Here is a 26,677-nt window from a genome sequence, read left to right as displayed (position 1 = left end):
GTCGGCACCCGCCTCAGCCGGTGACGAGCGTGTCGAGCTGGCGCAATTGCTCCGGCCAGCCGCTCGTGCTGCCCTCCGCGACCGCGGCGTCGCGTGCGGCGGCGGTCGGATAGACTTCGGTGACGGTGACGCGGGTGGCGCCGTCCTGCTCGGCGAAGGTGACGGTGGTGACCGCGCCGTCCGCCTCTTCCTCGTTGGTCCAGACGATGCGCCGGGTGTCGATCACCTCGACATAGCGGCCGTGGAAGACCAGCGGCTCGCGGCGCCCCGGCGGCACGATCGCCAGCCGGTAGTGGCCGCCGGTCTCGACCCACATTTCAAGGTCGGCCAGCATCAGCCCGGACGTTTCGGGCAGCCACCAGCGCCGGAACAGCTCGGGCCGCGCCCAGGCCGCGAACACCTGCGCGGGCGGCGCGGCGACCCGTTGCTCGACGACGAAGCTGCGGTCCGTGGGCGCCTGCGTCATCGCTTTCTCTCCTCGCTTATCCGGAAGAGATCAAAGCACAAGCACGTGGCGCGTCAAGGCTTGGGCGGCGTCGCCGGCTGCGGGGCGGGGGCGGGGGCGGGGGCGGGGGCCGGCGGTTCGGCGCGCATCTGCTCGACTTCGGCGGCGGTCTTATAGTCGAGCAACTCGACCTGGAAGACGAGGTCGCTGTTCGCCGGGATCGGCCCGGAGGCCTGCGCGCCATAGCCGAGCGTCGCGGGGATGCAGAAGCGGACGACGGCATTGCGCGCCATCATCTGCAACCCCTGCGAGAAACCGGGGATGACGCCGTCGACCGGCAGCGGCGCGCGCATGTTCTGGTCGAACACCGCGCCGGTCGCCTTGAGGTAGCCGACGTAATTGATCAGCACGACGTCGCTCTTGGCGGGCATCGTGCCGCTGCCGGCGCGCAGGACCGTATAGCCGAGGCCGGTCGGCGTCGTCGCGCTGCACAGCCGCTGGCCGGCGGGGACGATCGGGTTGAGCGGCAGCGGGATGATCGCAGTGTTGGGCGCGGCGGGCGCGGGGGCGCGCTTGCGCACGGTCGCGCCGCTGGCGGGAAGGGCGATCGCCAGCATCGGCAGGATCGCGGCGGAAAGGAGCGGCCGGAGGCGGGTGTGGCTGGACATCGCGCGCCTATACGCAGGCGATCGCCGCCGCGCTACATAGGTTGCACGGCCGGCGCTTATCCTTACGGGTGCGGCGCATGACCGATCCCGCCCCGACGCCTTATCCCGGCCGCCGCTTCGCCGCCTTCCTGTTCGACATGGACGGCACGCTGATCACCAGCATCGAATCGGCCAATCGCGCCTGGAGCGAATGGGCGCAGGGTCATGGCATCGATCCGCATCACGTGCTGTCGATCCTGCACGGCGTGCGGACGATCGAGACGATGCGGCGGCTCGGCGTCGCCGATCCCGAGAAGGAGGCGGCGGCGATCACCGCGCGCGAGATCGAGGACACCAGCGGCGTCACGGCGATCCCCGGCGCGGCGGCGTTCCTCGCCGCACTGCCGACGGAGCGCTGGGCGATCGTCACCTCCGCGTCGCGGCCGCTCGCCGAGGCGCGACTCGCCGCCGCCGGCATCCCGGTCCCGCCGGTGCTCGTCACCTCGGAAGACGTCGTCCACGGCAAGCCCGATCCCGCCTGCTTCCGGCTCGGCGCCGAGCGGCTCGGGGTCGACGTGGCGCATTGCCTGGTGTTCGAGGATACGATCGCCGGCCTCACCGCCGCCGATGCCGCCGGTGCCGCGGCGATCGCGATCACCGCGACGCACACGCACCCGATCGGCACGGCGCATCCCGCTATCCCCGATTACCGCGGCCTGACCGTCGCCACCGAGGCAGACGGTCTGACCATCGTCGCCGGTTAGCCGGCCGACACCCGCCACAGCACGTTGCCGGCATCGTCGGCGACGAGCACCGCGCCGGTGCGATCGATACCGACGCCGACCGGCCGGCCGCGCACCTGCTTGCCGTCGGGCGACAGGAAGCCCGACAGGAAATCCTGCGTCTTGCCGCTCGGCCGGGCATTGGTGAAGGGGACGAAGACGACCTTATAGCCGTTGAGCTCGTCGCGATCCCAGCTGCCGTGTTCGCCGATCAGCGCCCCGCCGCGATAGCGCGCCGGCAGGCTGGTGCCCGTGTAGAAGGTCAGCCCCAACGCAGCGACATGGCTGCTCAGCGCGTAATCGGGCGGGATCGCCCGCGCGACGAGATCCGGCCGCTGCGGCATCACGCGCGGATCGATATGCTGGCCGTAATAGCTGTAGGGCCAGCCGTAGAAGCCGCCGTCGCGCACCGAGGTCAGATAATCGGGCACGAGGTTCGGGCCGAGTTCGTCGCGCTCGTTGGCGACGACCCACAAGGTGTTGGTGCCGGGGTAGAAATTGGGGCTGTTGGGATTGCGCAAGCCGCCCGCGAAGACGCGCGCCCGGCCGGAGGCCCGGTCGATCTCCCATACCGCGGCGCGATTCTTTTCCGCCTCCATGCCGTTCTCGGTGATGTTGCTGTTCGATCCGACCGTCGCATAGAGCAGGCGGCCGTCGGGGCTCAGCGTCAGGCTCTTGGTCCAGTGATGATCGATCGGCCCGCCGGGCAGTTCGGTCAGCCGCGTCGGCGGGGCGGTGATCCGCGTCTGGCCGAGCGTGAAGGGGTAGCGCAACACCGCGTCGGTCGCGGCGACGTAGAGATGATTGTCGGCAAAGACCACGCCGAACGGCGAGTTGAGCTTGGCGAGCAGCACGGTGCGCAACTCGGGCACGCCATCGCCATTGGCGTCGCGCAATAGCGTGATCTGATTGGTCGGCCCGCTCGGCTTGGCGCCGCTCTGCCCCGTGGCGCGCTTCTGCACCCAGGAGACGATCGGGTTCTTGGGTCGGGTGATCGGATCGAGATTGGGGCCCTGCGATTCGACGACGAGCACGTCGCCATTGGGCAAGGCCAGCATGTTGCGCGGATGGTTGAGGTTCCGCGCCATCGCCTGCACGCGCAGGCCGGGCGCGGCGGTCGGCATCTCGCTGCCGTGCCAGCCGACGACTTCGGCGACGTGGATCGGCGGCACGAGATATTGCTTCGGCGCGGGCAGCACCGGATTCGGCCCGATCTGGCTGTTGCGATCGAATTTGTGCCCGCCGTCGTTGCATCCGGCGAGCGCGACGACCAATGCGCCGGCCAGCGCGACCCGCGCGCTCATGAACGCACCCCGACGCGATGCTTGTAGACCAGCGAGCCGCCGAGCCATGCGCTGACCGCGAGCAAGGCGACCGCGATCGCCGACAGCGTCAGCCCGGTCGGCACCACCGCGGTCCAGCCGTCGCGGCTGTGGACGAAGGCGTTGACGATCTCGATCACGAAGACCGAGATGTTGATGATCATATGCGCGGTCGCCGGCCGCGCCGCGCGCACCCGCTTGTCGCCGGCATAATCGATGATTCCGGTCAACGCCGCGAACCCGCCCATCACCAGCCCGCCGGTGATCAGCCAGATCGAGAAGTTGCTCCACTGCACGTTGGCCGAATTGAGATAGGCGAGATCGGTGATCAGCGCGCCGACGAACCCGACGATGGGAAAGGGCACCAGCATCGGATGCAGCGGATGGCCGAACAGCGATGCGGTCGATCGCGGATTGCCGGAAGGATGGTTCATCCTCGCATAGCGTCACCGCCGTTGTAATGTTCCAGACGGGCCGGAACGGAGGTAAGTAAAGCCCCGGCATAACATCGATCAGTGATTTTCGCTATATTGCTTTGCCGAAGTTGTTGCCATGGCCGGAGTTGATGATCGACGACAGGATATCTTGGACCCGGCGCACCGGCGCGACCATGGCGGCGGTGTTCGCCGCCGCCGCGGCCGGCGCGCAGGTGCCGACCGTCGATACCGAAGATGCGACGATCGGCAGCGACACAGCCGGCGCGGGGCGCTTTCATCTCAGCGCGGGGCTCGATGCGCGCAACGGCGATTTCGCCCGCGGCAGCTATGACGACGACCGCGCCGATCTCGACAGGCTGCCCGTCCATCTACAGCTCGGCGCGGCGCTCGACCTATGGCGGCGGGACGGTGGCGATCCGGGCGGCTGGTTCCTCCTGCGCACCAGCAACGGCTTCCACACCCCCCGCCTCGCGGAGCGAACGGCGCCACGCGGCTGGTATGAGAGCAACACGCTCGCCGCTTTGGTGCTCGCGCCGAGCAAGGCGCTGCGCACCGCCGTCATCTATACGGTCAAGGCCAGTCCCAACGGCATCGCCGGGACGACGCACGAGGCGAGCCTGTCGCTCGCGCACGATGACGCGCTGTCGCCGACCTTCGTCGTGACGATGCGGCCGAAGGGCGACGGTGGCGTCTATACGCAGGCGGGGGCGGAACCGGCGGTCTCGCTCGGTGAGGGCGATGGGGCGGCGAAGCTCAGCCTGCCGCTCGCGCTCGGCATCGGCTGGCACGGCTTCTATGGCGCGGGCAGCGGCGACCGGGTGTTCGCCAGCGCCGGCGCCGCGCTGGTCAAGCCGTTCCGGCTTGGTGCGACGCCGGGGACGATCCGCTGGGAGGCGCTCGCCTTGCATCGTGACCGCCGCCTCGCCCAGCTGAGCGGTCCGGATGGCGAGACGGCGCGGATCGTCCCGCTCGTCACCTGGTCCGTGTCGCTCGCCTATTGACGGCGCGGCGCGGCGGGTCACCCGAGCGCGCGCGTTGCCCGGCATGCGCCTGCTGCGCTATCGCCCGCCGGTGAGGAGATCCGATGGCCGATCCGCTACCGCTCGACGAACAATTGTGTTTCTCGCTCTATGCGGCGACCATTGCGATCAACCGCGCCTATAAGCCGGTGCTCGACCGGCTCGGCATCACCTATCCGCAATTCCTCGTCCTGCAGGTGCTGCACGGCGCCGCGGAAGGCCGCGCGATCGGCGAGATCGCCGAGCGGTTGGCGCTCGAGCCGAGCACGATTACCCCGCTCGCCAAGCGGCTCGAGGCGGCGGGACTGGTGACGCGGCTGCGCAACCCCGCCGACGAGCGGCAGGTGCGCGTGCGCCTGACCGACGCGGGCGAGGCCTGCTGGGCGGAGACCGGCTGCCTCGCCCCGCTGATCGTCGCGCGCAGCGGCATGGCGCCGGAACGGCTCGCCGCACTCAACCGCGAAGTCGCCGCCTTGCGCCGCGCGCTCGCCGAATAGACTGCGCCGCCGACGGGAACTCCGGCGGTGGTTCGATCCTTCACCCCATGATGAAGGAGCTATGGCATTGATCGATCGACGGCAGGGATTGTGGATGCTGGCCAGCGGCGGTGTCGCGGCGATGGCGCTCGGCGTCCGCGCCGCCGCGCAACCCGCGACCTCCGAAGCCAGCCGTCAGACGCTCGCCCTGATCGAGAAGGGGGCGGGTGGCATCGGCTTCTACGAGGTGCCGGGCGGATCGCCGGTTGCGACGCTGCACCTCGGCACGCAGCCACATGAGATCGCCGCCGATGCCGCCGGCCGCTTCGCCTATGTCGGCCATTATGGCGTCGAGAGCTGGAAGGCGCCGGGGGCGGGGGGCAGCACGATCTGGGTGATCGACCTCCACCGCCGGGCGCTGGCGCGGACGATCGACCTGTCGCCGCTCGGTCGGCTCCACGCGGTGCGACTCGACCGGCAGGGGCGTCTCTACGTGCTCGCCGAGGCGGACAGCGTCCTCGCGCGCTTCGACCACCCGGCGACCGATGACGCGCCCTCGCGGCTGATCCCGGTCGGCGGCGCGCGCAGCCACTATCTCGTGCTCCGGCGCGACGGATCGCGCGCCTATGTCGCCGATACGTTGAGCGGCGGCGTCATCGCCGTCGATCCCGAGGACATCGGCACCGCGCCGCTGCGTCGCGCTATCGGCACCGCGCCGGAGGGGATGACGCTCAGCCTCGACGAGCGCACGCTCTATGTCATCGATCGCCCCGCCGGCACGCTCCACGCGCTCGATGCGGAGACGCTGGCCGAGCGCAACCGCCGGACGATGCGCGGCGAGGCGGTGCGGATCGTCACGGCGGCGGACGGCCGGCTGATCGTCGCCAATACCGCCGACCGGAGCCTGACGCGGCTCGATCCGGTGACGCTCGCCGAGCAGGACCGGCTGCCGCTCGACGCCGCCGCCAACGGGCTCAACCTGTTCGGCGATACGCTGTTCGCCTCGCTCGACAGCGACCGGGTGGCGATCATCGACCTGCGGCGCTGGGCGATCACCGGCGGCTTCGCCACCGGTAAGTCGCCCGATGCGGCGGTGCTCGCCTGACTTCCGACAGACAAGGATCGACGATGACCGACAGCGACGAACGACCCCAGCGCGACGCACTGCCCCGCATGATGATGTTCGTCGGCGTGATCACGCTGATCGCGCTGGCGATCCTCGCGTGGTTCGCGCTCGGCAACTAGCCGCGCGCCGGGGTCTCAGGCGAGCTTGGCGATCTCCACCGCATTGAGCGTGCGGCGCAGGTTCGGCTCCGGCCCTTCGAGGACCAGATAGGCCGATGCGCGCGCTGCCGCGTCGAGCCGCTGCCAGCGGTCAAGGCATTCGCGCACCGACGCCCGCCACGGCTGATGGATCGAGGCGACGAGTTGCGCGGTGATGGGGGCCGGCGATTCCACGATGAAATCCTGTTCCAGAGAGACGGTGACGCCGCCGCTCTAGACGCAATTCGTGTCGCGTGCACTAACGCTGGCTGGTCCCGCGCGCGGGACGGCGCTTATTCCGGTCTGGTGAGCTTGCGCCGGTCGACCAGCGCGATCACCACGGGGATGCTGAGCAGGGCCACGGCGGTCGCACCGATTGCCACTTCCAGGAAGACCATCATCATCGCTCTCCAGCGGGAGCGTCTACGCCCCTCGTCTGCGGGGATGATGTCGGGGGTGGGGAACGAACGCAAGCCGGTTTTCACACGCGATCGGTGGAAAATGGCTCCCTGAGTAGGATTCGAACCTACGGCCGCTCGATTAACAGTCGAGAGCTCTACCGCTGAGCTATCAGGGAACGCTGCGTCGTGGAGGGGGTCTATAGCCGCCAAAAATTGCAGTGCAACCCCGTTGTCACGTTTTTCCACAGCTTCGTGCGCTGCCGGGGTGGGCGATCGAGAATTCGGGCGGAGACGCGGAGAAGAGGGCGCGCGTGTCGAGGTACGGAGGCTTTCGGATCAGGCAGGACCCGTCTCGCTTCGGCGGATCAGCAGAGAGGGGCGCTGCCGCGTTCGATCTTCGCGCCTTTGCAGGTGTCTGACACGGCATTGGCCGGGAGCGGGATCACTTGACGGGTTGGAGCGCCGGTGGGCCTGCACGCGCGCCGGTCAGGCGACGAATTGCTCCATCGTGATCCGGTCGTCGAGCGCGTGTTCGGGATCGAACAGCAAGGTCAGCTCGCGCGCGCGGTCCATACAGATCGAAACTTCGGCGACGTCGCGGAATTCGCGCTGGTCGGCGACGGCGGAGACCGGGCGCTTGGCGGGGTCGAGGACACGCAGCGTGATGCGCGCCTTGTCGGGCAGGATCGCGCCGCGCCAGCGCCTGGGGCGGAACGGGCTGATCGGGGTCAGCGCGAGCATGTTGGAGCCGAGCGGCAGGATCGGCCCCTGCGCCGACAGATTATAGGCCGTCGACCCGGCCGGCGTCGCCACCAGGATGCCGTCGCAGGCGAGTTCGGGCATGACGATCCGGTCGTTGACCGTCACCTCCAGCTTGGCGGTCTGCCGCGTCTCGCGGAGCAGCGACACCTCGTTGATCGCGGGTGCCTGATGGACGCGGCCGTCGATGCCGGTGATCGTCGCGGCGAGCGGCGTCACCTTGAACGACTTGGCGCGGTTCAGCCGTTCGGCGATGCCGTGCCGCCGCCATTCGTTCATCAGAAAGCCGACCGTGCCGAGGTTCATGCCGAACACCGGCACCGGCGGGCCGCGGCGATCGAGCAGGCCATGCAGCGTCTGCAACATGAAACCGTCTCCGCCGAGCGCGATCAGCACGTCGGCGTTGGCAGGATCGACCCAGTCGAGCGCGTCGGCGATCTCCGCCGCGGCGGCCTGGGCCGGCGCGGTCGGAGAGGCGACCAGCGCCCGCCGCTCGTAGCTCATCCGCCGGTGACGCTCATATGCCGCGCGACGGCCGGCGCCGCGCCGCTGGCGATGCGGAAATCATGCCGCGCCGGCTTGCGCGAGAGGCCGATGTCGATTGCGACGTCGAGTCCTTCGATCCCGCCGTCGCGCAACGCAGCCTTGAGGTCGACCTGATCGTCATGGCCGAGACAGAGATACAATTTGCCCTCGGTGGTCAACCGCACGCGGTTGCAGCCGTCGCAGAAATTGGCGGTGAGCGGCGAGATCAGCCCGAGCCGCGTCTTGCTGTCGCCGACGCGCCAATAGCGCGCCGGGCCGCCGGTGCGGTGCGAATCGCGGGCCAGCGCGAACTGCGTCTGAAGATCGGCGAGCACGCGGGTCAGCGGCACGAAACGGTCGGTGCGATCCTCGTCGATCGCGCCGAGCGGCATCGTCTCGATCAGCGACAGGTCGTGGCCCTCGTCGACACACCAGCGCAGCATCGCTGGTATCTCGTCCTCGTTGAGCCCCGCCAGCGCGACCATGTTGATCTTCACCGCCAGGCCCGCGGCGCGTGCCGCGGCGATGCCGCGCAGAACCTGGTCGAGATCGCCGTGGCGGGTGATGTAGCGGAAACGGTCGGCGTCGAGGCTGTCGAGGCTGACGTTGATCCGGCGGATGCCCGCGTCGACCATCGCGCCGGCATAGCTCTCCAGCCGCGTCGCATTGGTGGTCATCGTCAGCTCGTCGAGCCCGGTGCCGACATGGCGGCCGAGCCGGCGGACGAGATCGCCGACGTCACGGCGGACCAGCGGCTCGCCGCCCGACAGGCGGATCTTGGTGACGCCGCGCGCGATGAAGCGCTCGGCGATGATCGCGATCTCGTCGAGACTGAGCAGCGCGGCGCGCGGCAGGAAGGTCATCTGCTCGGCCATGCAATAACGGCAGCGCAGGTCGCACCGGTCGGTGACCGAGATGCGCAGATAGCGGATGGTGCGACCCTGCGGATCGACCAGCGGCTGAGCGGATTGGGGAAGGCTGGTCATCATCAGGAGCTAAGCGGTCAACCGTTAGCGGACAAGTCCGTTCCGTTTCGTACGCGGCGGCATTGCCGCTGCGCTGTCAGCAGCTTAGGCAGGCGGCAATGGTTACAGAGGCGGAGCGCGCGACGCTGTTCATCGTATCGGGCGCCCGCGGCGCGGCGGCAGCGGCCGATTGGCCGGGCTGGCGCGTCGTGCCCGACGAGGGTGGCGACGGCGTCGCGGCGCGCGCGCTCGCCAGCGCGACGGCGTTGCTCGTCGTCGACGGGCGCGACGATCCGGACGGCGGGCTCGTCGGCGTGCGCGCGCTCGGCGGCCTGGCCGCGGCGACCGGTGGTGCGCTGCTCGCCTGGGTCGACGATCTCGGGCCGCTCGAGGCACTGCACGCGGCCGGTGCAACGCATTTCCTGATCGACCGCGACGATGCGGACGAACGCTTGCAGGTCGCCCGGTTCGCCGCCCGCGCGCCGATCGACCGGCGCAATCACGGCATCGGCGAGCCGGCCGAGGCGCCCGATGCGGCGGTCTGGCTGTCCGCGCGGCGCGCGGCGGGGGATGCGGTCGGCGTGCTGCGGATCGCGCTGTCGCGGCTCGACATCCTCAACGCCGCGCGCGGGCGGGCGGTGGGCGATGCCTCGATCGCCGCGGCGCGCGCGCGCGTCACCGCGATCACCCGCGCGCTGCTCGGCCCCGCCGGCTTCGTCGCGGCGCCGGCGGGTGGCGAGATCGTCGTCGCCGCCGCCGCGTCGCCCGAGGTGATGACGACGCTCGCCGCCGCGCTCGACGCCGCGCTGGCGCAGCCGCTGCCGATCGGTCAGCGGCAGGCGGTGCTCGGCAGTCGCTGGGGCATGGCGGTGAGCGGCCCCGACGATGATGCCGTGCGCCTGCTCCGCCGCGCCGGCGAGGCGTTGCGCGACGCCAAGGCGAGCGACGGCGCGATGATCCGCATCGCCGGTCCGGAAGGCGCGGCGCCGCTCGATTCGCTGGCGATCGACCTGCACCTCGCGATCGAGCGCGGTGAGATCGACGTGCTGTTCCAGCCGCAGGCGCGGTTCGATTCGCCGCGGATCACCGGCGTCGAGGCGCTGGCGCGCTGGACGCACGGCCGGCTCGGCCCGCTCGGCGCCGACGCGCTGTTCGCCGCCGCCGACCGCGCCGATCTCGGCATCGCCTTGTCCGATCATATCCAGCGGCTGGTGCTCGCCCGCGTCGCCGCCTGGCCCGCCGCGCTCGACCATTTGCGCGTCTCGCTCAACCTCACCGCGGGCGATCTCGGCCGGCCGGGCTTCGCCGCCTTGTTCCTCGCCCGCGTGCAGGCGAGCGGCGTGCCCTTCGACCGGCTCACCGTCGAGATCACAGAGACCGGCGCGATCCGCAATCTCGAGGCGGCGGCGGCGGTCCTCGCGACGCTGCGCGACGCCGGCGTGCGCGTCGCGCTCGACGATTTCGGCACCGGCTATTCGAGCCTCGCCTATCTCACCGCGCTGCCGCTCGATTATCTCAAGCTCGACAAGGCGCTCGCCTGCGCGATCGACGGCAATGCGCGGCATCGCGGCGTGGTGCGCGCGGTGATGACGCTGGCGCGCTCATTGGACCTGCCGGTGATCGCCGAGGGCGTCGAGAGCGATGTGCAGCATGGCTTGCTGGCCGCCGAAGGCTGTACCTATCTGCAAGGCTATTGGCTCGCCGAACCGCTCGATGAGGCGGCGCTGGTCGCACGGGTGGAGGAAGGCGAATGATCGCGACGATGATGCTGGCGGCGGTGACCAGTCCGGCGGTGCCCGCCGATGCGGAGACGGCGATCGCTGCGGCCTTGACCGACAGCGCCGCCGGCTGGAGCGCGGGCGATATGCCACGCTTCCTCGCCATCTATGCAGAGGATGCGGTGTTCGTCACCAAGGCGGGGCTGGTCCGCGGCAAGGCGGCGATCGCCGCCCGCTACGACCGCAGCTATGGCAAGGATGCGGCGAAGCGCGGCCGGCTGTCGTTCCGCATCCTCGGCTCGCGCGGGATCGACGCGACGCACCGGATGTTGTGGGCGCAATGGCGGCTCGATTATCCCGGCGGGCGGCAGGATGCGGGCGTCACCTCCTTGCTGTTCGAACGGCAGCCGGCCGGTTGGCGTATCGTGTCCGACCATAGCAGCTGAGCGGCGGGGGCCCACACGCCCTTCGACAAGGTCAGACTGACGGCAACCGTGATGTCCTCCTGCCTCCATCTCCGCTGAGCTGGTCGACGCGCCGCGAAATCCCCCAACGGCGCCCCGACCTTAACCCGCCGCCTTCGCCAGCCCCTTCGACAATTGCAGCGCGCCGTGCAGCCGCGACTTGGCGTCGGGCCAGGCGCGTTGCAGCACCAGCTTGCTGTCGGGGCGCAGCTTGGCGACGCCGCCGAGCCGCTCGACATAGGCGAGCAACCCCGCGACATTGGGCGGGGTATCGTCGTGGAAGCCGACCAGCACGCCGCGCGGGCCGACGTCCATCTTGGCGATGCACGCCCGCCGCGCGTTCAACTTGATCTCGATCACCCGGATCAGATTGTCGGTCGGATCGGGGAGCGGCCCGAACCGGTCGATCATCTCCGCGGCGAAGGCCTCGATCTCGGCCTTGTCCTCCAGTTCGTTGAGGCGGCGGTAGAGGCCCATGCGCAGGTCGAGGTCGGGTACGTAATCGTCGGGGATGAGGATCGGCGCATCCACCGTGATCTGCGGCGAGAAGTCGCGCGGACGCGTCGCGAGCCCGCCCGCCTTGGCGTCCATGATCGCTTCTTCCAGCATCGACTGGTAAAGTTCGTAGCCGACCTCCTTGATATGCCCCGATTGCTCGTCGCCGAGCAGATTGCCCGCGCCGCGAATGTCGAGGTCGTGGCTGGCAAGCTGGAAGCCCGCGCCGAGCGAATCAAGATCGGACAGCACCTTGAGCCGCTTTTCCGCCGTCTCGGTCATCTGCCGCTCGGGCGGTGTCACCAGATAGGCATAGGCGCGGGTCTTCGACCGGCCGACGCGTCCGCGCAGCTGATAGAGCTGGGCGAGGCCAAAGCGGTCGGCACGGTTGACGATGATCGTATTGGCGGAGGCGATGTCGATACCGCTCTCGATGATCGTCGTCGAGACGAGCACCTCGAACTTCTTGTCGTAGAAGGCGCTCATCCGTTCCTCGACCTCGGTCGGTGTCATCTGGCCGTGCGCGATGACGTAGCGGATCTCGGGCACCTCGTTGCGGAGATAGTCCTCGATATCGGGCAGGTCGGCGACGCGCGGGGTGACGAGGAAGCTTTGCCCGCCGCGATAATGTTCGCGCAGCAACGCCTCGCGCAGTACCACCGGGTCCCAGGGGATGACATAGGTGCGCACCGCGAGCCGGTCGACCGGCGGCGTCTGGATCACCGACAATTCGCGGATACCGCTCATCGCCATCTGCAAGGTGCGCGGGATCGGCGTCGCGGTCAGCGTCAGCATATGGACGTCGGCGCGCAGGGCCTTCAGCCGCTCCTTGTGGGTGACGCCGAACCTTTGCTCCTCGTCGACGATGACGAGGCCAAGTCGCTTGAAATCGATGTTTTTGGCGAGCAGCGCGTGCGTGCCGATCACCACGTCGATCGTCCCGGCGGCGAGCCCTTCCTTGACCGCCTTCGCCTCGCCGGCGGGGACGAGCCGCGACAGCCGCCCCATGTTCATCGGGAAGCCTTCGAAGCGCGCGCTGAAATTGTTGTAATGCTGGCGCGCGAGCAGGGTGGTGGGGCAGACCACCGCGACCTGCTTGCCCGCCATCGCCGCGACGAAGGCGGCGCGCAGCGCGATCTCGGTCTTGCCGAAGCCGACGTCGCCGACGATCAGCCGGTCCATCGGCTTGCCCGCCGACAGGTCGCCGAGCACGTCGTCGATCGCGCGATCCTGATCGTCCGTCTCGGCATAAGGGAAGCGGTCGACGAAGCTCGGATAGCCGCTCGCGTCGGGTTCGAGCACATCGCCGGGATGGAGCGCGCGTTCGGCGGCGGTCTTGATCAGCTCGCCAGCGATCTCGCGGATCCGCTCCTTCATCCGCGACTTGCGCCGCTGCCACGCCTCGCCGCCGAGCCGGTCGAGGCTCGCGCCCTCCTCGTTCGAGCCGTAGCGCGACAGTACTTCGAGATTCTCGACCGGGACGAAGAGCTTGTCGCCGCCGGCATATTCGACCGCGACGCAATCGTGCGGGCTCTTGCCGACGGGGATCGAGGTCAGGCCGAGATATTTGCCGATGCCGTGATCGCTGTGGACGACGAGGTCGCCCGGCGTCAGCGCGGCGAGTTCGGCAAGGAAGGCGTCCGCCGACTTCTTGCGCTTGGCGCGCCGGACCAGCCGGTCGCCGAGCATGTCCTGCTCGGTCAGCACCGCCACGTCGGGCGCGGTAAAGCCGTGATCGAGCGGCAGCACGACGAGCGCGACGCCCGCCGACTTGCCGGTATCGGCGATGCCGAGCGCGTCCTGCCAGCTGTCGGCCACCTTGCCGCCAGCGAGGCCGTGATCTTTCAGCAGATGGCCGAGCCGTTCGCGCGCGCCCGCCGAATAGCTCGCCAGCACCGGCTTCTTGCCCGCCTTGCGCAGCGCCTTGAGGTGATCGACCACCGCTTCGTAGACGTTGGCGTTGGCGGCGCGCTCGGGCGCGAAATCGCGCGGGCCGTCGACGTTGAAGTCGAGCACGCGCGGGCTTTCCGGCTCGTGGAACGGCGAGGTCAGATGCGCGCGCGCCGCCTCCAGCCCCGTCGCCCATTCCTTGGCGTCGAGGTAGAGCGTCCTGGCGGCGAGCGGGCGATAGCTGCCCGGCTGCGCCGCTTCGGCACGGCGGCGGTTCTCGAAATAATCGGCGATCGCCTCCATCCGCGCCTCGGCGGCGCCGGTGACGCCGAAGTCGCGCACCACCACGTCGCCGGGGGCGAGGTGATCGAACAGCGTCGCCAGCTTGTCCTCGAACAGCGGCAGCCAATGTTCCATGCCGGCGAGCCGCCGCCCGTCGCTGATCGCCTGATAGAGCGGATCGCCGGTCGCGGTCGCGCCGAACTTTTCGCGATAGCGGGTGCGGAAGCGCTTGATCGACTCCTCGTCGAGCAGGGCTTCGGAGGCGGGCAGCAAGGTGAAACCGTCGATCCGCCCGGTGGTGCGCTGGTCCTCCGGGCTGAAGGTGCGCACCGTCTCGATCTCGTCGCCGAAGAAGTCGAGCCGCAGCGCCTGCTCCTCGCCGCTCGGAAACAGGTCGACGATGCCGCCGCGCACCGCATATTCGCCCTGGTCGTGCACCGTCTCGGTGCGGACATAGCCGTTCGCCTGCAACAGCGTCGCGAGATCGTCGCGGTCGATGCGCGCGTCCGGCTCCAGCGTCGCGACGAGCTGGCGGATGCGGAACGGGGTGAGCACGCGCTGCGTCGCCGCATTGGCGGTGGTGAGCACGAGTTGCGGCGTCCTGGCGGGCTGCTGCAGCCGCCACAGCGCCGCGATCCGCTCCGCCATGATGCGCAGCGTCGGGCTGGCGCGATCATAGGGCAGGCAGTCCCAGGCCGGAAAGCTGATCACCTCCAGCTCCGGCGCGAAGAAGGCGGCGGTCGCCGCGACCGCGCGCATCGCCGCATCGTCCGGCGCGACGAACACCGCGCGCCCGCCCTTGCCGTTATGCGCCGCGGCGCGCGCCAGATCGGCGAGCAGCGCCGGCTGGAAGCCGACCGGGACGCCGGCGAGCGTCAGGGGCGAGGTGGCGGAAAGGATCGTCTTCAGATCGGGCATCAGTGTTCCGGTCAGGGGGCGCGTACGAACGGGCGAGCTACGGTAACGTGTTGAGTGCTCTCGCGAACGCGGGAGCCTAGGGTTAGGATCACCACGCCGGTTGTTCTACGTGGCTCTGGATTCCCGCGTTCGCGGAAATACCAGCGCCGCGTGGTAGGGACTTTGCCGAGCTATTCCGCCACCGGAACGTAGCTCAGCGTCCGCATCCGCGCCATCATCGGCCCGTCCCAGGCGGGTGGGCAGGGCAGCGAGCCGATTGCCCAGCCCATGATGTCGACGTCCTGTTCCTCCAGCAGCGCCTCGAACCAGTCGAGCTCGGCCGGAGTCCAGTCCGCCGCGAAGCGGTCGAAGAAACCGCCGATCATCAGATCGGCCTCCTTGGTGCCGCGATGCCAGCTGCGGAACTTGAGGCGCTTCAGCCGAGTGGCGTGATCCATCGAATATCCCATACGAATTGCCCGGCAGGCGCTGGTAGCGCCGGTCGGGTGCGGTATAGCGGTCATGTAGTCATGCGCCCCGATATCCTCAATCCGCTGTTCGCCGAAGTCACCGCGCTCAAGGGGGTCGGACCCGGACTCGCCAAGCCGCTCGACCGGCTCGGCCTCGCCCGCGTCGTCGATGTCGCCTTCCACCTGCCGAGCGGCTGGATCGATCGCCTGCCGCGCGAGGAACTCGACGTCGCGGACGCCGGCCGCATCATCGCGATCACGCTGACGCCGCGCGATTATCGCACCAGCACCGGCCGCGGACCGACGCGCGTGCAGGCGAGCGACGCGGCGGGCAATATCGTCAGCCTCGTCTATTTCGGCGGATCGTCGGGCTGGGTGAAGAAGCTGCTGCCGATCGGCGAGCCGCGCCGCGTCTCGGGCAAGCTCGAAAGCTATGGCGAGACGCTGCAGATCATCCACCCGGAGATCGTCGGCGGCGAGGGGGACGAGGCGTTCCGCGAACGCGAGGCGATCTATCCTTTGTCGGAAGGCCTCACCTCGCGCCGCCTCGCCGGCTTCGCGGCGCAGGCGATCGCGCGCGCGCCCGATCTCGGCGAATGGATCGAACCGGGACTCAAGGCGAAGCGCGGCTGGCCCGACTGGCGCGAGGCGTTGCAGCGCATCCACGCCGATCCGGCCGACAAGCCCGCGCGCGAACGGCTCGCCTATGACGAGATCTTCGCCAACCAGCTCGCGCTGACGCTGGTGCGCGCCGATACGCGCAAGCGCAAGGGCAGGGCGCTGGTCGGTGACGGCCGGCTGCGCGATCTGCTGCGCCTCCCGTATACGCCGACCGGGGCGCAGAGCCGCGCGGTGGCGGAGATCGAGGGCGATCTGGCGCAGACCGCGCCGATGCTGCGGCTGCTGCAAGGCGATGTCGGCTCGGGCAAGACGCTGGTCGCGGCGATGGCGTTGCTGATCGCGGTCGAGGCGGGGGCGCAGGGGGCGATGCTCGCGCCGACCGAGATTCTCGCGCGCCAGCATTATGAGAGCCTTCGCAAATTGCTCGCCGGCCTGCCGATCGAAATCGCGGTACTTACCGGGCGCGACAAGGGCCGCGCGCGCGAGGCGACGCTGATGGCGCTCGCCAGCGGCGAGATCGACATCCTCGTCGGCACGCATGCAATCTTCCAGGATGCGGTCGGCTACAAGGACCTCGGCCTCGTCGTCGTCGACGAACAGCACCGCTTCGGCGTCGCGCAGCGGATGCTGTTGCAGGCCAAGGGCAAGGCGCCGCCGCATCTGCTCGCGATGACCGCGACGCCGATCCCGCGCACGCTGACGCTGGCGCAATATGGCGAGATGGACGTCAGCCGGCTCGACGAGATGCCGCCGGGGCGCGAACCGATCGAGACACGCGTCGTCTCCGAAGACCGGCTCGACGAGGTGATCAACGCGATCGGCCGCCATATGGCGGACGGCGGCCAGGCCTATTGGGTCTGCCCGCTGGTCGAGGAAAGTGAGAAGAGCGACCTTGCCGCCGCCGAGATGCGCGCCGAAACGCTGCGCCAGCGGTTCGGCGAGCGGATCGGCGTCGTCCACGGCCGGATGAAACCCGCCGAGAAGGACGCGGTGATGGAGGCCTTCGCCGGCAACCGGCTGAGCGTGCTGGTCGCGACGACGGTGATCGAGGTCGGCGTCGACGTGCCCAATGCGACGCTGATCGTCATCGAACACGCCGATCGCTTCGGCCTTGCCCAGCTGCACCAGCTGCGCGGTCGCGTCGGGCGCGGCGGCGGCCTGTCGCGCTGCCTGCTGCTGCGCGGATCGGCGCTGAGCGAGACGTCGCGCGCCCGGCTCGCCCTGATGCGGGAGAGCAACGACGGCTTCCGCATCGCCGAGGAGGATTTGCGGCTGCGCGGCGGCGGTGAATTGCTCGGCACGCGCCAGTCGGGCGAGGTGATGTTCCGGCTCGCGTTGGCCGAGATGCTGAGCGACCTGCTGCACTGCGCGCAGGACGATGCCCGCCTGCTGATCGACCGCGACGGCGGGCTCGAGGGCGTGCGCGGGCAGGCGGCGCGCGTTGCGCTCTATCTGTTTGATCGCGACGCGGGCGTCGCGCTGCTGCGGTCCGGGTAAGACGCCGCCGCGTTCCGGCGCCGCAGAACCGCTACCCTGCCATGGCCCCCAGCACGGCATGGTAGCGGTTCGCGGGGATCGGCCGTTCCATCAGGCAGCCGATCCGCCCGCCCAGCGCCCAGCGGACGGCGACGCGGACGTCACCGATCGCGGGCAGCCGGATCCAGATCCATTCGCCGGCGGCGACCGGCGCGTCGCAGCGGATCATCAGACCCGATGGCGACAGATTGACCACCAGCGCAGGCAGGCGGCGCTGGTCGGCCAGCACCACGCTGCTGCGGAAATGCACCTCGTCGCGCGGCTCGGCGCGGTCGTCGATCGGGTCGGTTCTGGCAATCGTCACTGTCGTCCCCGATACATCCGAAAACCAACCATTTCGGACATAACCTTAGCGGCGAAGGTGTTGACGATTGCTTACCGATCCGGGGTGAGCAATCCGTGCAGCTTCTTGCCGGACGAGATACGGACGTCGTCGGTGCCCAGCGCGATCGACGCCGCCTCGTCGGTGACCTTCTCGCCGTCGACGCGCGCACCGCCGCCGGCGATCAGGCGCCGCGCCTCGCCCTTCGACTTGGCGAAGCCGAGCGCGACCAGCGCGTCGACCAGGGCGATCGATCCGCCCGCCACCGCGACCCGCGGCAGCGCCGCGCCGCTCGTACCCTCTTCGAAGGTGCGGCGGGCGGTCTCCGCGGCTTCCTCGGCGGCGGCGCGGCCGCGGCACATCGCGGTGGCTTCGTTGGCGAGCACCTTCTTCGCCTCGTTGATCTCGGCGCCGGGCAGAGCCTCGAGCCGCGCGATCTCGTCGAGCGGCAGATCGGTGAACAGGCGCAGGAAGCGGCCAACGTCGCGATCGTCGGTGTTGCGCCAGAACTGCCAGTAATCGAAGTGCGGCAGCTGGTCCTCGTGCAGCCAGACCGCGCCCGCGACCGTCTTGCCCATCTTCTGCCCGTCGGCGGTGGTGAGCAGCGGCGTGGTGACGCCATAGACCTCGCTGCCGTCCATCCGCCGCGCCAGCTCGACGCCGTTGACGATATTGCCCCATTGATCGCTGCCGCCCATCTGCAGCCGCACGCCCTGCCGCCGCGCCAGTTCGCGGAAGTCATAGCCCTGCAGGATCATGTAGTTGAATTCGAGGAAGCTGAGCGACTGTTCGCGGTCGAGGCGCAGCTTGACCGAATCGAAGCTGAGCATGCGGTTGACGCTGAAATGCTGCCCGACCTCGCGCAGGAAGGGGATATATTCGAGCCGGTCGAGCCACTCGGCATTGTTGACCATCACCGCGTCGCTCGGCCCGTCGCCAAAGCTGAGGAAGCGTTCGAAGATGCGCTGGATGCCGGCGATATTGGCGGCGATCGTCTCGTCGCTCGACAATTTGCGCGCCTCGTCCTTGAAGCTCGGATCACCGATCTTGCCGGTGCCGCCGCCCATCAGCACGATCGGCTTGTGGCCGGCCTGCTGGAGACGACGGAGCAGCATGATCTGCACCAGGCTGCCGACGTGGAGCGACGGCGCGGTCGGATCGAAGCCGATATAGCCCGGCACCACCTGCCGCGTGGCGAGCGTATCGAGCGCGGTCGCGTCGGTGAGCTGGTGGAGATAGCCGCGGCTATCCAGCGTGCGGAGCAGATCGGACTGGTAGGTCATCCGCGCCGGTTACCGCCCCGTCAGCGCCGCGGCAACTGGCTGAGCGGATCGACCGGGGTGCGGCCCTTGCGCAGTTCGAAATGCAGCTCGGGCCGGTCGGCGAAGCCGGTGTCGCCGGACAGCGCGATCGTCTGGCCACGCTTGACGCTCTGCCCGCGCGCGACGAGCAATTTGGCGGCATGGCCGTAGACGCTGGTCCAGCCATTGCCGTGGCGGATGATGATCAGCCCGCCGAGCGCGGCGATGCCGTCACCCGCATAAGCGACGACGCCATCGGCGGTGGCATGGATCGGGGTGGAGACCGGTACGGCGATCTTGATGCCGTCGTTGCGCTCGCCGCTGCGGCCGGGGCCGAAGCGGCGGACGATCTGCCCGTCGACCGGCCAGGCAAAGCCGCCCTGCAAGCGCGCCGGCGCCGCGACCACCGCGGTCGGCGGCAGCTCGCGACCGGGCTTGGCGACCGGCCGCACCGGGGCCTGCCGCGGTGCGGTGGCGGGCTCGCCGCCGGTGAGGATATCGTCGATGTCGAGCCGGAACGCCGCGGCGCGCTCGGCGACGCTCGGCGGCCGGCCCGGATCGCCGGGGATCAGCACGCGCTGCCCGGCGCGCAGGATATAGGGTTCGGCGAGCTGGTTGGCGGTGACGATCCGTGACCAGGCGACGCCATAGGCGCGTGCGATCGCGATGCCCGTCTCGCCCGACTGGACGCGATGATAGCGGCCGCCCGGAATGACCAGCCGTTGGCCGGGACGCAGATCATAGGGGGCGACGAGCCCGTTTGCCTGCGCGATCGGCCCGACCGCGGCACCGGTAGTTTGTGCGATCTGGGCGAGGCCCTCGCCGGGCGCGACGATATGGACCTGCTCGGCGACGGCGGGGGCGTCGGCTATAACCGGCCGCGCCTCCCACGCCGGGCGCGTCGGTCGTGGCGTCGCGACGGGCAGGGGGCGAGGCAGCGGGCGAAGCAGGGGGCGCGGGGCGGGGCGGTCGTCGCGCGGCAGCGGCGCAGGCGCGGGTGCGTCCTGCTGTGCGACCGGCGGCGGCGGGTCGGCCGGGGCATAGCCTTCGACGCTGGGGATACAGCCGCCCAGCGCAAGGGCGGCAAGCGCCACGCCGCCGGTCCGTCGCGGCCATCGCCCGGTCATGGCCAGCCGACCCGCTGACGGGCGCCGCCGGCTCAGACCGCGATCGCCCCGCGCCCCGCGCCCCGTGCGATCGTCAGACGGTGCCTCGCCCCCCGGCATCGCTCAGCGCCGGGCGACGAGCCGGTCGAGCCCGCCGAGATACGGCTGCAACACCGTCGGCACCGCGACCGCGCCGTCGTCCCGCTGGTAATTCTCCAGCACCGCGACCAGCGTCCGCCCGACCGCGAGCCCCGATCCGTTGAGCGTATGCGCGAACCGCGGCGCCTTTTCGCCCTCGACGCGATAGCGTGCGTTCATGCGTCGCGCCTGGAAATCGCCGCAGGTCGAGCAGCTCGAAATCTCGCGATACGTATCCTGCCCCGGCAGCCACACTTCGAGATCGTAGGTCCGCCGCGCGGTGAAGCCCATGTCGCCCGCGCACAGCAGCATCCGCCGATAGGGCAGGCCGAGCGCGTCGAGGATATGTTCGGCGCAGGCGGTCATCCGCTCATGCTCCGCCTCCGATGCGTCGTCGGGGACGATCGACACCATCTCGACCTTGTCGAACTGATGCTGGCGGATATAGCCGCGCGTGTCGCGCCCCGCCGCGCCCGCTTCCGAACGGAAGCACGGGGTCAGCGCCGCGAAGCGCAGCGGCAGCTCGCCCGCCGGCAGGATGCTCTCGCGGACGATGTTGGTCAGCGACACCTCGGCGGTGGGGATCAGCCAGCGGCCGTCGGTGGTGCGGAACAGATCCTCGGCGAACTTGGGCAGCTGGCCGGTGCCGAACACCGCCTCGTCCTTGACGAGCAGCGGCGGCGCCACTTCCTCATAGCCGTGGTCGCGGGTCAGCGTATCGAGCATGAACTGGCCGAGCGCGCGTTGCAGCCGCGCCGCCTGACCGCGCACCAGGGTGAAGCGCGCGCCGGCGATCGCCACGCCGGTCTCGAAATCGAGGCCGAGCGCCGGGCCGATCGCGTCATGTTCGCGCGGCGGGAAGGCGAAGGCCGGCGGCTCGCCGCGCCGGTGGACGAGGACGTTGCCGCTCTCATCCTCGCCCTCGGGCACGTCGGCGGCGGGCAAATTGGGCAGGGCGGCGAGCGCGGTGGCAAGCGCGGCCTCCGCCTCCGCCTCCGCCGCTTCCTGCTGCGGCAGCGCGTCCTTGAGCGCGGCGACCTCCGCCATCAGCGCCTGTGCGCGCGCCTCGTCCTTCTGCGCCTTGGCGTGGCCGATCTGTTTCGACAGGTCGTTGCGGCGGGTCTGCGCCGCCTGCGCCGCGGCGATCGCCGCCCGCCGCGCATCGTCGAGCGACAGCAGCGCAGCGGCCTGCGGAGCGACGCCACGGCGGGCGAGGGCGGCGTCGAAGGCGGCGGGATCGTCGCGGATCAGGCGGATGTCGTGCATGGTGCGGCGGCTATGCCGAGACGCCCGCGCCCGCGCAAGTCGGCAACCCCGGCGCCCCCGGCGGCGTTGTCATGCCGATCGCCACGATACAGGAGATAGGTCATGCAGGTTCCCCACAATGCGTTCGTGCTCGTCGCCGACGGCCGCAAGGCGTTGTTCTTCCGCAACGAGGGCGATGCCGATTATCCCAACCTCCGCGTCGAGCACGCCGAGGAAAAGGTCAATCCGGCCGACCGCGACCAGAAGACGGACGCGGCCGGCAGCGCCAGCTCGACGCAGATGGGCACGATGGAAGAGGTCGATTTCCATCAGCAGGAGGAAGACCGCTTCGCCGCCGACACCGCCGACATGCTCAAGCGCCGTGCGCTCGCCAATGATTTCGAGGCGCTGATCATCGTCGCGCCGCCGAAGACGCTCGGCGAATTGCGCAAACATTATCACAAGGAGGTGAGCAGCCGCCTTGCCGGGGAGCTCGCCAAGGATCTGACGGGTCATCCGGTGCCGGAGATCGAAAAGGCGCTCGGCGCCGCCTGATCGTCGGGTCGAATTAGAAAAAGGGATGCCGGATCACCGTCCGGCACCCCTTTTTCGCGCTCGGGCGAATGCTCAGGCCGTTTGCGGTTTGGCGAAGCGCTTGCGGGCGACCAGCGCCAGTGCGGCGGCACCGAACAGCAGCACCATCGGCGGGGCGGGCACCGGCGCGGGCGGACCGCCCGACGATCCCGGCGGCCCCGGCGGCGGACCGCCGTGATGGCCGCTCGACGTCCAGCCGCCGTTCGACGACCAACCGCCGCTGCTGCTCCATCCCTTCGAGCTCGACCCATAGTTGACCTGACCCTGGCCCTGGCCCTGGCCCTGGTTTTGGCCCTGACCTTGGTTCTGGTTCTGGCCCTGGTTTTGACCCTGGTTCTGGCTCTGGTTGTTATTGTTGTTGTTGGTGTTCGTGTTGTTGCTCGAATTGTTGTTATTGTTCGTATTGTTGCTCGAGTTGTTGTTGGTGTTGTTGCTCGAATTGCTGTTGTCGATGTCGACGGTCGCACCGCCGGTCGACGAGGAGCTGGAAACATTGCCCGACGAGGAGGACGAGACGTTCCCTGAGGACGAGGACGAGGAGGACGACGACGAGGAGACGTTGCCCGACGACGAGGAACTGCCCGACGACGAGCTGCTCGTCGATCCGCCGCTCGACGTCGAGGAGATGACGACGCTGCCGCTCGATCCCGACGATCCGCCGCCGAAGAAGCCGCCGCCAAAGCCACCGCCGAACCCGCCGCCAAAACCGCCGCTGCCGCCGACCACGACCGGCACACCGCCGCCGCCCCCGCCGACGAAGCCCTGCGCGGCGGGCAGCGGCACCGGAACCGGCGCGGCCTGACTGGCGAGCGTCACCACCGTCGGCGCGCAGCTCGTCGTCGTCGTGGTGACGACGCGGCGGCGCACGCCGCGACGCTGCACCGATGCGACCTGCCGCTTGGCGACGACGCGCTTGACCTGCTTGACGTAGACGGGGCGGTTCGGCCGCTCGGCGACGTGCACGGCCCCGCCGCCGATCAACGCACCGCCGCATGCACAGGCGCATAATTTTGCCAGGGCCATCCTTACGGACATAACGTCTCTTTCTCGTTGCCGGCGCGACGGGCCGGACATTCGCTCGCAACAGGGCGGTGCTGCCATAGGATCAAGCGCCGAACAAAGGATTAAGTGCAAGCGCGTTCGGCACCGGCGGCGTCCCATATCGCGATTCCGCCATGCTCGCGCCGCGCCGATCGGCGTTAACGTGCCAGAGTGGAACACATGCCTGCCGTGCCGTTAACCGATCCGGGCGCGGTTCATCCTCGCGTCATCCTAAGTCCGTTATGGTGCAATAAAATAACGCTTCGACGTACGATTCGGCAACTCTGATCGCTTGTGGTTCGGGTTGGGCGCGATTATAGGCGCTTCAACCATTTGGGGGCGGCCCCGCGGTCTAGACCGGGCCGGAGGGAGAGTGGTATGGCAACGCTAGTGAGTCAGGTTGACGATGTAATGACGCCTCCGCCGGCCAATGATGCCGACGATGGCTATCGGCCGAGCGCCGACGAACCGTTCATGAGCCTGCGGCAACAGGCCTATTTCCGTAAGAAACTGCTCCGCTGGAAAGATGCGATCCTGCTCGACGCGGCCGGCACGCTCAACCAGCTCCAGCTCGATTCCTTGCGCGAGTCCGACCTCACCGACCGTGCCTCGAGCGAGACCGACTGGTCGATCGAGCTGCGCACCCGTGACCGTCAGCGCAAGCTCGTCTCGAAGATCGAGGCGGCGATCCGCCGCATCGACGAGGGCGAATATGGCTATTGCGAAGTGACCGGCGAGCCGATCAGCCTCGGCCGTCTCGAAGCACGACCGATCGCGACGATGACGCTGGAGGCGCAGGAGCGGCACGAACGCAACGAGAAGATCTCGCGCGAGGATTGACCCGGCCTGCGGTTCGGGCTTTGGTCTCCGCCGGACAGGCGCGCGCGCCTGACTGGTAGCGGCTATACAGGCTTGGTTTATGGACAGCTTTTCCCACGACCCGGCAGATCATGCGATGGGCGCCGGCGGATCGCAGCGCAGCGTGGCGCGGGACAGCCTGTTCCTGATGGCGCGGCTGCGCTTCGCCGAAGAGACGGGGGTCCGCGACGTCAGGGTCCGCAACCTGTCCGAAGGCGGGCTGATGGTCGATTGCGCGCGGGTCAAGGAGCCTGGCACCCCCGTGACGCTCGATCTGCGCGGCATCGGCGAAGTCACCGGCAAGGTCGCCTGGTGCACCGAGGGGCGGATCGGCATCGCGCTCGACTCGCCGATCGATCCGATGAAGGCGCGCAAGCCGGTCGGCGGCACCAAGGCCTGACCGCGACTGCGCTGTGCCGCGCGGCCGGATATGAAAAGCCCCTCCGCGACGGGAGGGGCTGGCTAAGCCTAGAGGCCGGAAAGCTCTTCCTTGAGCTTCAGCTTCTTGCGTTTCAGGTCGGAAAGGAGCGCGGCGTCGGGCAACGGGCGATGAATTTCGTCGGCGATGCGGCGGTCGAGCGCGGCATGCTTGGTCTCCAGAGCCTGTTGGTGCGTCGTCTGCATTTCGGTGTCCTCCTGATGCATGCGTTGTGGGGGACTGAGTAAACCACCGAAGCGCCCGAAAGTCCTCCCCAAAAATCACCGAACGCGACGTGCCGAGCGATTGCGCGCGACAACTTGGTGCCGCATGGCGGCTCGGGTAAAAGGCGGCGCACCGATGGGGATGTCAGGCATGGACGAAGCACAGATCAGCGCCCGCCTCGACGCGCTGCGCACCGAACATCGCGACCTCGACGCGGCAATCGCCGCGCTGGCCGGCGCCGGCAATCCCGACCAGCTCCAGCTCGCGCGGCTGAAGAAGCGCAAGCTGCGGCTGCGCGACGAGATCGCCACCTGCGAAGATCAGCTCATTCCCGATATCATCGCCTGATCCTGTTTCGGGACGGGTGAATCCAAACGGGACGACCCGGGCCGACACGGCATCTGTGCAAGGGGCAAGGCCTGTGTCACCCAGCCTTTCATGACCGCCGGCCGCCGCGAATCACGCCTCCACGATCGTCTGATCGACTCGCTCTATACCGAGGCGATGCTGCTCGCCGACGAGGCGCGCGCCTATTTCGACGCCGCCGGGCGCAGCGAGCGTGAGGCGCTCGATCCGCTGATCCGCGTCGGCTTTTCGTGCGAATCGCTCAAGGTGACGACGCGGCTGATGCACGTCATCGCCTGGCTGCTCACCCAGCGGGCGGTCGACGCGGGCGAGATGAAGCCGCGCGATGCGCTCGATCCGACCTACCGGCTCGGCAAGGCGCCGCAATTCGACGTCGACCTCGTCCATGCCTTGCCGGTGCGCGCGCAGCGGCTGGTGGTGGCCAGCGCCAATCTGCACCGCCGCGTCGGCCTGCTCGACGATGCGCAGGAAGAGGTGCGGACGATCAGCCCGGTCCACCATCTGCACGACCGGCTCGCGCTGGCGTTCTAGATCGTCCGGCGGCGTCTGCATCGACCGGACATCGATCACGCGGAGGATGCTGTGACTGGGAGGGGCGTAGCCCGAACGATCGATCGAGGGGTGAGGGGCGTTACCGCGGCAGGTGCGACATCTCCGCGCCTCCGCGCCTCCGCGTGAATGCGCGGATCAGCGCAGCAGCCGCGCCCGTGCCGCGGCATATTGCGAGGCGAAGCGCTCGACGCGATCGGCGACGCTCTCGACCGCATCGATCACCCCGATCCCCTGACCCGATCCCCAGATGTCGCGCCACGCCTTGGCCTTGCTGCCGTCGCCGCCCCCGAAGTTCATCGTCTTGAGATCGCCGTCCGGCAGCGCGTCGGGATCGAGCCCGGAGGCGACGATCGAGCTGCGCAGGTAATTGCCGTGCACGCCGGTGAACAGGTTGGAATAGACGATGTCCGACGCCCGGCTGGCGACGATCGAGTCCTTATAGTCCGGCGTCGCATTGGCTTCGCGCGTCGCGATGAACGGCGATCCGATATAGGCGAAGTCGGCGCCCATCGCCTGCGCGGCGAGGATCGCGCCGCCGGTGGCGATCGACCCCGACAGCGCCAGCGGCCCGTCGAACCATTGCCGGATCTCCTGCACGATGGCGAATGGCGACAGCGTGCCGGCATGGCCGCCGGCACCGGCGGCGACCGCGATCAGACCGTCGGCGCCCTTGTCGATCGCCTTGCGCGCGAACCGGTCGTCGATCACGTCGTGCAGCGTGATCCCGCCCCAGCCGTGCACCGCGGTGTTGAGATCCTCGCGCGCGCCGAGCGAGGTGATGACGATCGGCACCTTCCACTTGGCGCAGGTGGAAAGGTCCTGTTCGAGACGGTCGTTCGACTTGTGGACGATCTGATTGACCGCGAACGGCGCGGCAGGGGATTCCGGGTGGTCGCGATCGTGCGCGGCAAGCTCTTCGGTGATGCGGTGCAGCCACTCGTCGAGCAGCGCCTGCGGCCGCGCATTGAGCGCCGGAAACGAGCCGACGATCCCCGCCTTGCATTGCGCGATCACCAGCTCCGGCCCGGAGATGATGAACAGCGGCGAGCCGATGACGGGCAGGCGCAGGCGATCGAACAGCGGCGGGTTCATGCGGG

28 protein-coding genes and 1 tRNA gene are annotated in these 26,677 nt (G+C 69.2%); 12 read left to right on the top strand and 17 right to left on the bottom strand.

The features are described 5' to 3' along the window. Positions 1-13: 13 nt before the first annotated feature. Complete coding sequence (locus V8201_RS10065; RefSeq protein WP_336545193.1) at positions 14-466, bottom strand: SRPBCC domain-containing protein; 453 nt, start codon at positions 464-466, stop codon at positions 14-16. Positions 467-519: 53 nt separating this feature from the next. Then, positions 520-1,113: an FKBP-type peptidyl-prolyl cis-trans isomerase gene (locus V8201_RS10060; RefSeq protein ID WP_336545192.1), complete on the bottom strand. Its 594-nt coding sequence runs from the start codon at positions 1,111-1,113 to the stop codon at positions 520-522. Positions 1,114-1,190: 77 nt separating this feature from the next. On the opposite strand from V8201_RS10060, the gene V8201_RS10055 reads away from it, so the two are divergent. Continuing rightward, complete coding sequence (locus V8201_RS10055; protein ID WP_336545191.1) at positions 1,191-1,856, top strand: HAD-IA family hydrolase; 666 nt, start codon at positions 1,191-1,193, stop codon at positions 1,854-1,856. Here V8201_RS10055 and V8201_RS10050 read toward each other — a convergent pair. Both V8201_RS10050 and V8201_RS10045 read right to left on the bottom strand, forming a co-directional pair. Then, positions 1,853-3,178, bottom strand: coding sequence for a PQQ-dependent sugar dehydrogenase (locus tag V8201_RS10050; protein ID WP_336545190.1), 1,326 nt, complete (start codon positions 3,176-3,178; stop codon positions 1,853-1,855). The genes V8201_RS10055 and V8201_RS10050 overlap by 4 nt on opposite strands. Then, a complete protein-coding gene (locus V8201_RS10045) occupies positions 3,175-3,630 on the bottom strand; it encodes a DUF2231 domain-containing protein (RefSeq protein ID WP_037534307.1) in 456 nt (151 codons plus the stop codon). Before V8201_RS10045 ends, V8201_RS10050 begins: the two co-directional genes overlap by 4 nt. Positions 3,631-3,761: 131 nt before the next feature. Here V8201_RS10045 and V8201_RS10040 point away from each other — a divergent pair, with 131 nt between their 5' ends. The 3 genes from V8201_RS10040 (at position 3,762) to V8201_RS10030 (ending at position 6,233) form a co-directional block, all read left to right on the top strand. Continuing rightward, positions 3,762-4,634, top strand: a complete 873-nt coding sequence (locus tag V8201_RS10040) for a hypothetical protein (protein ID WP_336545189.1) — start codon at positions 3,762-3,764, stop codon at positions 4,632-4,634. Positions 4,635-4,717: 83 nt separating this feature from the next. After that, positions 4,718-5,149: a MarR family winged helix-turn-helix transcriptional regulator gene (locus V8201_RS10035; RefSeq protein WP_336545188.1), complete on the top strand. Its 432-nt coding sequence runs from the start codon at positions 4,718-4,720 to the stop codon at positions 5,147-5,149. A gap of 61 nt (positions 5,150-5,210) precedes the next feature. Continuing rightward, complete coding sequence (locus V8201_RS10030; RefSeq protein ID WP_336545187.1) at positions 5,211-6,233, top strand: outer membrane protein assembly factor BamB family protein; 1,023 nt, start codon at positions 5,211-5,213, stop codon at positions 6,231-6,233. A gap of 155 nt (positions 6,234-6,388) precedes the next feature. Here the strand turns inward: V8201_RS10030 and V8201_RS10025 are convergent, their stop codons facing one another. From V8201_RS10025 to moaA, 4 genes are all read right to left on the bottom strand, one after another. Next, positions 6,389-6,586, bottom strand: a complete 198-nt coding sequence (locus tag V8201_RS10025) for a hypothetical protein (RefSeq protein WP_037534301.1) — start codon at positions 6,584-6,586, stop codon at positions 6,389-6,391. Between the two features lie 307 nt (positions 6,587-6,893). Further along, a tRNA-Asn gene (locus V8201_RS10020) sits at positions 6,894-6,968 on the bottom strand. Positions 6,969-7,278: 310 nt separating this feature from the next. Beyond that, a complete protein-coding gene (locus V8201_RS10015; RefSeq protein WP_271298885.1) occupies positions 7,279-8,055 on the bottom strand; it encodes an NAD kinase in 777 nt (258 codons plus the stop codon). Then, the gene (moaA, locus tag V8201_RS10010) at positions 8,052-9,062 is read right to left on the bottom strand and encodes a GTP 3',8-cyclase MoaA (protein ID WP_373276472.1); all 1,011 of its coding nucleotides are present in this window, start codon (positions 9,060-9,062) and stop codon (positions 8,052-8,054) included. Before moaA ends, V8201_RS10015 begins: the two co-directional genes overlap by 4 nt. A 98-nt stretch (positions 9,063-9,160) precedes the next feature. Between moaA and V8201_RS10005 the strand changes: the two genes are divergently transcribed. Both V8201_RS10005 and V8201_RS10000 read left to right on the top strand, forming a co-directional pair. Continuing rightward, positions 9,161-10,795 carry an EAL domain-containing protein gene (locus V8201_RS10005; RefSeq protein WP_336545185.1) on the top strand — a complete coding sequence of 545 codons (1,635 nt, stop codon included), beginning with the start codon at positions 9,161-9,163 and terminating at the stop codon, positions 10,793-10,795. Beyond that, positions 10,792-11,205, top strand: coding sequence for a YybH family protein (locus V8201_RS10000; RefSeq protein ID WP_336545184.1), 414 nt, complete (start codon positions 10,792-10,794; stop codon positions 11,203-11,205). Before V8201_RS10005 ends, V8201_RS10000 begins: the two co-directional genes overlap by 4 nt. 120 nt (positions 11,206-11,325) lie before the next feature. On the opposite strand, the gene mfd is transcribed toward V8201_RS10000, so the two are convergent. Together mfd and V8201_RS09990 are read right to left on the bottom strand one after the other, a co-directional pair. Next, the gene (mfd, locus tag V8201_RS09995; RefSeq protein ID WP_336545183.1) at positions 11,326-14,808 is read right to left on the bottom strand and encodes a transcription-repair coupling factor; all 3,483 of its coding nucleotides are present in this window, start codon (positions 14,806-14,808) and stop codon (positions 11,326-11,328) included. A 170-nt stretch (positions 14,809-14,978) separates the two neighbouring features. Continuing rightward, positions 14,979-15,245: an FAD assembly factor SdhE gene (locus V8201_RS09990; protein ID WP_336545182.1), complete on the bottom strand. Its 267-nt coding sequence runs from the start codon at positions 15,243-15,245 to the stop codon at positions 14,979-14,981. Between the two features lie 72 nt (positions 15,246-15,317). On the opposite strand from V8201_RS09990, the gene recG reads away from it, so the two are divergent. Continuing rightward, complete coding sequence (gene recG, locus V8201_RS09985; RefSeq protein WP_336545181.1) at positions 15,318-17,375, top strand: ATP-dependent DNA helicase RecG; 2,058 nt, start codon at positions 15,318-15,320, stop codon at positions 17,373-17,375. A 31-nt stretch (positions 17,376-17,406) separates the two neighbouring features. Here recG and V8201_RS09980 read toward each other — a convergent pair whose 3' ends face one another. From V8201_RS09980 to serS, 4 genes are all read right to left on the bottom strand, one after another. Continuing rightward, on the bottom strand, positions 17,407-17,718 hold the full coding sequence (locus tag V8201_RS09980) for a PilZ domain-containing protein (RefSeq protein ID WP_336545180.1): 312 nt from the start codon (positions 17,716-17,718) through the stop codon (positions 17,407-17,409). Between the two features lie 71 nt (positions 17,719-17,789). Beyond that, complete coding sequence (gene tyrS / locus V8201_RS09975) at positions 17,790-19,019, bottom strand: tyrosine--tRNA ligase (RefSeq protein ID WP_336545179.1); 1,230 nt, start codon at positions 19,017-19,019, stop codon at positions 17,790-17,792. A 20-nt stretch (positions 19,020-19,039) separates the two neighbouring features. Continuing rightward, positions 19,040-20,164 carry a peptidoglycan DD-metalloendopeptidase family protein gene (locus V8201_RS09970; protein ID WP_336545178.1) on the bottom strand — a complete coding sequence of 375 codons (1,125 nt, stop codon included), beginning with the start codon at positions 20,162-20,164 and terminating at the stop codon, positions 19,040-19,042. Positions 20,165-20,266: 102 nt separating this feature from the next. After that, a complete protein-coding gene (serS, locus tag V8201_RS09965; RefSeq protein WP_336545177.1) occupies positions 20,267-21,547 on the bottom strand; it encodes a serine--tRNA ligase in 1,281 nt (426 codons plus the stop codon). Positions 21,548-21,649: 102 nt separating this feature from the next. On the opposite strand from serS, the gene V8201_RS09960 reads away from it, so the two are divergent. Continuing rightward, positions 21,650-22,081 (top strand): host attachment family protein, encoded by a 432-nt coding sequence (locus V8201_RS09960; protein WP_037536214.1) that lies wholly within the window; start codon positions 21,650-21,652, stop codon positions 22,079-22,081. 72 nt (positions 22,082-22,153) lie between these two features. On the opposite strand, the gene V8201_RS09955 is transcribed toward V8201_RS09960, so the two are convergent. Further along, a complete protein-coding gene (locus V8201_RS09955) occupies positions 22,154-23,083 on the bottom strand; it encodes a hypothetical protein (protein ID WP_336545176.1) in 930 nt (309 codons plus the stop codon). 489 nt (positions 23,084-23,572) lie between these two features. Between V8201_RS09955 and dksA the strand changes: the two genes are divergently transcribed. Further along, complete coding sequence (dksA, locus tag V8201_RS09950; RefSeq protein ID WP_373276471.1) at positions 23,573-24,001, top strand: RNA polymerase-binding protein DksA; 429 nt, start codon at positions 23,573-23,575, stop codon at positions 23,999-24,001. A 79-nt stretch (positions 24,002-24,080) separates the two neighbouring features. Further along, entirely contained in the window at positions 24,081-24,419 is a 339-nt protein-coding gene (locus tag V8201_RS09945) for a PilZ domain-containing protein (protein WP_051583666.1), read from the top strand. A gap of 68 nt (positions 24,420-24,487) precedes the next feature. Here V8201_RS09945 and V8201_RS09940 read toward each other — a convergent pair whose 3' ends face one another. Further along, complete coding sequence (locus tag V8201_RS09940; RefSeq protein WP_081793187.1) at positions 24,488-24,643, bottom strand: DUF465 domain-containing protein; 156 nt, start codon at positions 24,641-24,643, stop codon at positions 24,488-24,490. A 169-nt stretch (positions 24,644-24,812) separates the two neighbouring features. Here V8201_RS09940 and V8201_RS09935 point away from each other — a divergent pair, with 169 nt between their 5' ends. Next, the gene (locus V8201_RS09935; RefSeq protein ID WP_037536220.1) at positions 24,813-25,010 is read left to right on the top strand and encodes a DUF465 domain-containing protein; all 198 of its coding nucleotides are present in this window, start codon (positions 24,813-24,815) and stop codon (positions 25,008-25,010) included. A gap of 90 nt (positions 25,011-25,100) precedes the next feature. Further along, the gene (locus tag V8201_RS09930) at positions 25,101-25,559 is read left to right on the top strand and encodes a DUF1465 family protein (RefSeq protein ID WP_037536221.1); all 459 of its coding nucleotides are present in this window, start codon (positions 25,101-25,103) and stop codon (positions 25,557-25,559) included. 156 nt (positions 25,560-25,715) lie between these two features. Here V8201_RS09930 and V8201_RS09925 read toward each other — a convergent pair whose 3' ends face one another. Continuing rightward, positions 25,716-26,672, bottom strand: coding sequence for an NAD(P)H-dependent flavin oxidoreductase (locus V8201_RS09925; protein ID WP_037536223.1), 957 nt, complete (start codon positions 26,670-26,672; stop codon positions 25,716-25,718). Between the last annotated feature and the right edge of the window lie 5 nt (positions 26,673-26,677).

The sequence above is a fragment of the Sphingomonas kyungheensis genome, assembly GCF_037120395.1.
In the GTDB taxonomy this organism is placed as follows: Bacteria; Pseudomonadota; Alphaproteobacteria; order Sphingomonadales; family Sphingomonadaceae; genus Sphingomonas; species Sphingomonas kyungheensis.
This window is presented reverse-complemented; position numbering and strand designations above follow the sequence as displayed.

What these genes read in the sequence shown, in the direction of transcription:
- V8201_RS10065 (WP_336545193.1), bottom strand. Translation starts at nt 466, where the DNA reads ATGACGCAGGCGCCCACGGACCGCAGCTTCGTCGTCGAGCAACGGGTC.
- V8201_RS10060 (WP_336545192.1), bottom strand. Translation starts at nt 1,113, where the DNA reads ATGTCCAGCCACACCCGCCTCCGGCCGCTCCTTTCCGCCGCGATCCTG.
- V8201_RS10055 (WP_336545191.1), top strand. Translation starts at nt 1,191, where the DNA reads ATGACCGATCCCGCCCCGACGCCTTATCCCGGCCGCCGCTTCGCCGCC.
- V8201_RS10050 (WP_336545190.1), bottom strand. Translation starts at nt 3,178, where the DNA reads ATGAGCGCGCGGGTCGCGCTGGCCGGCGCATTGGTCGTCGCGCTCGCC.
- V8201_RS10045 (WP_037534307.1), bottom strand. Translation starts at nt 3,630, where the DNA reads ATGAACCATCCTTCCGGCAATCCGCGATCGACCGCATCGCTGTTCGGC.
- V8201_RS10040 (WP_336545189.1), top strand. Translation starts at nt 3,762, where the DNA reads ATGATCGACGACAGGATATCTTGGACCCGGCGCACCGGCGCGACCATG.
- V8201_RS10035 (WP_336545188.1), top strand. Translation starts at nt 4,718, where the DNA reads ATGGCCGATCCGCTACCGCTCGACGAACAATTGTGTTTCTCGCTCTAT.
- V8201_RS10030 (WP_336545187.1), top strand. Translation starts at nt 5,211, where the DNA reads ATGGCATTGATCGATCGACGGCAGGGATTGTGGATGCTGGCCAGCGGC.
- V8201_RS10015 (WP_271298885.1), bottom strand. Translation starts at nt 8,055, where the DNA reads ATGAGCTACGAGCGGCGGGCGCTGGTCGCCTCTCCGACCGCGCCGGCC.
- moaA (WP_373276472.1), bottom strand. Translation starts at nt 9,062, where the DNA reads ATGACCAGCCTTCCCCAATCCGCTCAGCCGCTGGTCGATCCGCAGGGT.
- V8201_RS10005 (WP_336545185.1), top strand. Translation starts at nt 9,161, where the DNA reads ATGGTTACAGAGGCGGAGCGCGCGACGCTGTTCATCGTATCGGGCGCC.
- V8201_RS10000 (WP_336545184.1), top strand. Translation starts at nt 10,792, where the DNA reads ATGATCGCGACGATGATGCTGGCGGCGGTGACCAGTCCGGCGGTGCCC.
- mfd (WP_336545183.1), bottom strand. Translation starts at nt 14,808, where the DNA reads ATGCCCGATCTGAAGACGATCCTTTCCGCCACCTCGCCCCTGACGCTC.
- V8201_RS09990 (WP_336545182.1), bottom strand. Translation starts at nt 15,245, where the DNA reads ATGGATCACGCCACTCGGCTGAAGCGCCTCAAGTTCCGCAGCTGGCAT.
- recG (WP_336545181.1), top strand. Translation starts at nt 15,318, where the DNA reads ATGCGCCCCGATATCCTCAATCCGCTGTTCGCCGAAGTCACCGCGCTC.
- tyrS (WP_336545179.1), bottom strand. Translation starts at nt 19,019, where the DNA reads ATGACCTACCAGTCCGATCTGCTCCGCACGCTGGATAGCCGCGGCTAT.
- V8201_RS09970 (WP_336545178.1), bottom strand. Translation starts at nt 20,164, where the DNA reads ATGACCGGGCGATGGCCGCGACGGACCGGCGGCGTGGCGCTTGCCGCC.
- serS (WP_336545177.1), bottom strand. Translation starts at nt 21,547, where the DNA reads ATGCACGACATCCGCCTGATCCGCGACGATCCCGCCGCCTTCGACGCC.
- V8201_RS09960 (WP_037536214.1), top strand. Translation starts at nt 21,650, where the DNA reads ATGCAGGTTCCCCACAATGCGTTCGTGCTCGTCGCCGACGGCCGCAAG.
- dksA (WP_373276471.1), top strand. Translation starts at nt 23,573, where the DNA reads ATGACGCCTCCGCCGGCCAATGATGCCGACGATGGCTATCGGCCGAGC.
- V8201_RS09945 (WP_051583666.1), top strand. Translation starts at nt 24,081, where the DNA reads ATGGACAGCTTTTCCCACGACCCGGCAGATCATGCGATGGGCGCCGGC.
- V8201_RS09940 (WP_081793187.1), bottom strand. Translation starts at nt 24,643, where the DNA reads ATGCAGACGACGCACCAACAGGCTCTGGAGACCAAGCATGCCGCGCTC.
- V8201_RS09935 (WP_037536220.1), top strand. Translation starts at nt 24,813, where the DNA reads ATGGACGAAGCACAGATCAGCGCCCGCCTCGACGCGCTGCGCACCGAA.
- V8201_RS09930 (WP_037536221.1), top strand. Translation starts at nt 25,101, where the DNA reads ATGACCGCCGGCCGCCGCGAATCACGCCTCCACGATCGTCTGATCGAC.
- V8201_RS09925 (WP_037536223.1), bottom strand. Translation starts at nt 26,672, where the DNA reads ATGAACCCGCCGCTGTTCGATCGCCTGCGCCTGCCCGTCATCGGCTCG.